At 72.1% G+C, this 4087-nt stretch carries 3 protein-coding genes; 2 read left to right on the forward strand and 1 reads right to left on the reverse strand.

Features of this window, described 5'->3' with window-relative positions; all coding sequences use genetic code 11:
- Positions 1-1451, reverse strand: a 1451-nt coding sequence (locus tag ACFQ27_RS20610) for an ATP-binding protein (RefSeq protein WP_377354890.1), incomplete at its 3' end; no start/stop codon positions are given.
- Positions 1452-1660: 209 nt separating this feature from the next.
- On the opposite strand from ACFQ27_RS20610, the gene ACFQ27_RS20615 reads away from it, so the two are divergent.
- Both ACFQ27_RS20615 and ACFQ27_RS20620 read left to right on the forward strand, forming a co-directional pair.
- Entirely contained in the window at positions 1661-2911 is a 1251-nt protein-coding gene (locus ACFQ27_RS20615; RefSeq protein ID WP_377354891.1) for a GTP cyclohydrolase II, read from the forward strand.
- A gap of 38 nt (positions 2912-2949) precedes the next feature.
- A partial coding sequence (locus ACFQ27_RS20620; protein ID WP_377354892.1) for a DUF1688 family protein occupies positions 2950-4087 on the forward strand: 1138 nt, incomplete at its 3' end.

A 4087-nucleotide genomic window follows, 5' to 3' on the forward strand; every position in this document is an offset into this window, starting at 1 on the left:
GGCGCGGCCCCGACCACCGCGGCGGCCTGGGCCTGGACGGCGGCGTCCGGCGCGGGCGCCAGTTCGGCGGCGCGGGCGGCCAGCAGAGGCAGGTTCGCCTCGATAAAGGCGGTCGAGGCCTGGGCGTCGGCCACCTCCGGCCGCTCCAGGAGGGCGCGCAGCAGGGGCAGGTTGGTGTCGACCCCGGTGATCACGAACTCCCGCGCCGCCCGCTCGGCCTTGGCCAGCGCCACAGCCAGGTCCTCTGACGCCGAATGCACGATCAGCTTGGCGATCAGGGAATCGAAGGACGGACTGGTGGCGTAGCCGCCGCGGCCATAGCCATCGACGCGCACGCCAGGACCCGACGGCGGCTCATAGCGCAGGATCGTCCCGCCCCCGCCGCCGCTCAAGGTTCCGTCCGCCGACAGGGTCTCCAGGTTCACCCGCAGCTGGACGGCGGAGCCGCGCGGCGCCGGGATCTCGACCAGGCCCGCCTCAGCCAGGCTTGCGCCGCCGGCGATCCGCAGCTGGATCTCCACCAGGTCCAGGCCGGTGACGGCCTCGGTCACCGTGTGCTCCACCTGCAGCCGGGGGTTCACCTCCAGAAAGGCGCAGGTCTCGCGCCCATCGGCGTCCAGCAGGAACTCCACCGTCGCCAGGCCCTTGAGCTTCGCCGCCCGCGCCAGGGCCAGGGCGGCGTCGCGCAGCCGCGCCCGCACATCGGCTGGCACATGCGGGGCGGGCGCGATCTCGATGATCTTCTGGTGGCGGCGCTGCAGGGAGCATTCCCGATCATGCACCGCCACGACCTCGGCGCCGTCGCCCACCACCTGCACCTCGATATGCCGGGCGCGGCCGATATAGAGCTCGGCGTAGAGCCGAGGATCGCCGAAGGCGGCCTCCGCCTCGCGGGCGCAGAGTTCATAGGCGCCGGCCGGGTCCTCGCCGGCCGGGACCCGGCGCATGCCCTTGCCGCCGCCGCCGGCCACCGCCTTCAGCATGATGTCGCCTTCCGGCCCCTGCGCGTCCTGGAAGGCCCGCACCTGGGCCAGGGTCGCACCGCCGCCGGTGGCGGGCGCCAGCGGCACGCCTTCGCGCTCAGCCAACGCGCGGGCCTGAGCCTTGTCGCCGAACAGGTCGAGGGTCTCCGCCGAGGGGCCGACAAAGGTCAGGCCGGCCGCCGCGCACGCCCTGGCGAAGGCGGCGGACTCTGAGAGAAAGCCATAGCCGGGATGCATGGCGTCACAGCCTGCGTCCTTCGCCGCCTGCACCACGGCGGCGATGTCGAGATAGGCCCGCGGCCCGGCGCCCGGCAGGGCGGCGGCCGCATCCCCGGCCTGCCGGTGCGGCGAGCCCGCATCGTCGGCCGAATAGGCGGTCACCACCTCAAGCCCCATCTCCTTCGCGGTCCTGGCGATGCGGATGGCGATCTCGCCGCGATTGGCGATGAACAGGCGACGAAGCGGCATGAGGCGTTCCCGGAAACTGGTCTTGTTTTTTCCAACTAGACCTTGGGTTTCGCGCGCCGTGAAGCGGCGATTTACCATGCTTCCGCGATCCCCTTGCCAATACAGCCACTTAGGCGCAGTCTCATCTCCCAAAGGCCCCTTGCCGGCGGAAACCGGTGAGGGGCCTTCTGCTTTTTCGGGCCCGCCTTCGTGCAGGCCGGAAGGACGCCATGAGCACGAACCAGCAAGGTCACATCCGCCTGACCTCCCACCCGGGCGCCGGCCCGGCCAGCCGCTTCCCGATCACCTGGGGCGCGGACAGCGCCAGGGGCCGCGGCCCCGTCATCGCCACGGTCAATTCAGGGCCGGACCGCAACGCCATCGGCGCCCATGGCGGCGCCTATTCGGTCTATCGGGCCCTGGCCATCTCGGCCGGCGCGCTCAATCCCCTGGTCCGCCCGGACCTGACCGACACAGCCCCCACCGCCCAGATCGGCCCGCACCCGCAGTGGTCGGATCCAGACAGGATCGTCTCCCTGGACCCCTACGGTCACCGGGTGGCCCAGGACTTCGCCGCCGAGATCGCCGAGGGCGTCGACATTCGCCCGACCATCGCCGTCACCAAGGCCCGCCTGACCTTGCCGGAGATTCAGGAGGCCATCGCCAAGGACCGGCTGACCCCCGACGGGACCGTGCTGCGCCCTGAGGGCGACATCGCCGTCACCAAGGCGGCCCTGGATCCGGTCTGGTGGCTGCCCGGCGTCGCCGACCGGTTCGGGGTGTCCGAAACCCAGCTGCGGCGCACCCTCTTCGAACAGACCGGCGGCATGTATCCGGAGCTGGTCACCCGGCCAGACCTGAAGGTCTTCCTGCCCCCCATCGGCGGGATCACCCTCTACATCATGGGCGACCCGGCCCTGCTCGGCCGCGCGCCGCTGACCTGCCGGGTGCATGATGAGTGCAATGGCTCGGACGTGTTCGGCTCGGACATCTGCACCTGCCGCCCCTACCTGACCCACGGGATCGAGGAGTGCGCCCGCCAGGCCCAAGCGGGCGGGGTCGGGCTGATCGTCTATAACCGCAAGGAGGGCCGGGCCCTGGGCGAGGTGACCAAATTCCTGGTCTACAACGCCCGCAAGCGCCAGCCGGGCGGCGACCAGGCGGCCACCTATTTCGAGCGCACCGAGTGCGTGGCAGGCGTCCAGGACGCCCGCTTCCAGCAGCTGATGCCCGACGTCCTGCACTGGCTGGGGATCGCCCACATCGACCGCTTCGTCTCCATGTCGAACATGAAGCACGACGCCCTGACCGAGGCCGGGATCACCATCGGCGAGCGCGTCCCCATCCCCGACGAGCTGGTGCCCCAGGACGCCTCGGTGGAGATCGAGGCCAAGAAGGCGGCCGGCTACTACACGCCTGAGCCGGCGCCGACCTCGGAGGACCTGACCCGCGTGGTTGGCCGCGACCTGAAGGACTTCTGACCCTGTCCGCCGTTCAGACCCTGCTCACCGCCGCCGCCGTGCGCGAGCGCGGCCACGAGATGCTCAGCCTGGCCGAGGACGGGATCCTGGCCGACTGGCGCCTGGACCTGTCGCGGCTGGAGCCGGCCGCAGACCTGGTGGCCCAGGTGACCCGCGAGCGCTTTCCGAGCCTGCAGGTCCCCTTCCACGCCCGCTGGCGCCACTTCGTGCTGCAGGACGGCGACCTCTGGGCCGAGACCGCCGCGCGGACCGACTGGCCGGATCCCGCCGAGCCGGCCCGCGCCGCCTTTGACCTGGCCATCGTCTCGGTGCTGCTGGACGCCGGCGCCGGCATGGCCTGGCGCTACCGCGATCCGGAGACCGGGGCGATCTGCGCCCGCTCCGAGGGCCTGGCGGTCGCCTCCTTGCGGATGTTCGAGGCTGGCGCCTTCTCCGACATGCCCTATGCGCTCAGGGCCGACGCCCTTTCGGCGGTGACGCCCCAGGCCCTGGCCGCCGGCTTCCAGATCAGCGCCGACAATCCCCTGGTCGGCGTCGAGGGCCGCGCCGCCCTGCTGCGCCGGCTGGGCGACCAGACCCGCGCCAGGCCCGACCTGTTCGCCCTAAGGGGCGATCCCCGCCCGGGCGGCCTCTATGACCTGCTGGTCCGCCGCAGCGTCGAGGGCCGGCTGCCGGCGACGGCCATCCTGGAGGCCCTGCTCGAAGCCCTCGGCCCCATCTGGCCGAACCGGCTGAGCCTGAAGGGCGTGCCGCTGGGCGACACCTGGCGCCATCCGGCCCTGAGGCGCGCTGACGAGACCGACGAACTCGTGCCCCTGCACAAGCTCTCCCAATGGCTGGCCTACAGCCTGATCGAGCCGCTGGAGGCCGCCGGGATCACCGTCACCGACATCGACGGCCTGACCGGCCTGGCCGAATACCGCAATGGCGGCCTGTTCGTGGACATGGGCGTGCTGACCCCCACTGACCCCGCCGACCTCGCCCGCCGCCATGAGGTGTCCGAGCCCTTCATCGTCGCCTGGCGGGCCATGACCGTCGCCCTGCTGGACCGCATCGCTCCCATGGTGCGCGAGCGCCTGGGGGTCACCGCTGAGGCCTTCCCCCTGGCCCGCGTGCTCGAGGGCGGCGCCTGGGCCGCAGGGCGCCGCCTGGCCGCCGAGGCCCGGGCCGACAGCG

The sequence above is a fragment of the Phenylobacterium conjunctum genome, from assembly GCF_042679085.1.
Lineage (GTDB): Bacteria > Pseudomonadota > Alphaproteobacteria > Caulobacterales > Caulobacteraceae > Phenylobacterium > Phenylobacterium conjunctum.

What these genes read in the sequence shown, in the direction of transcription:
- ACFQ27_RS20615 (WP_377354891.1), top strand. Translation starts at nt 1,661, where the DNA reads ATGAGCACGAACCAGCAAGGTCACATCCGCCTGACCTCCCACCCGGGC.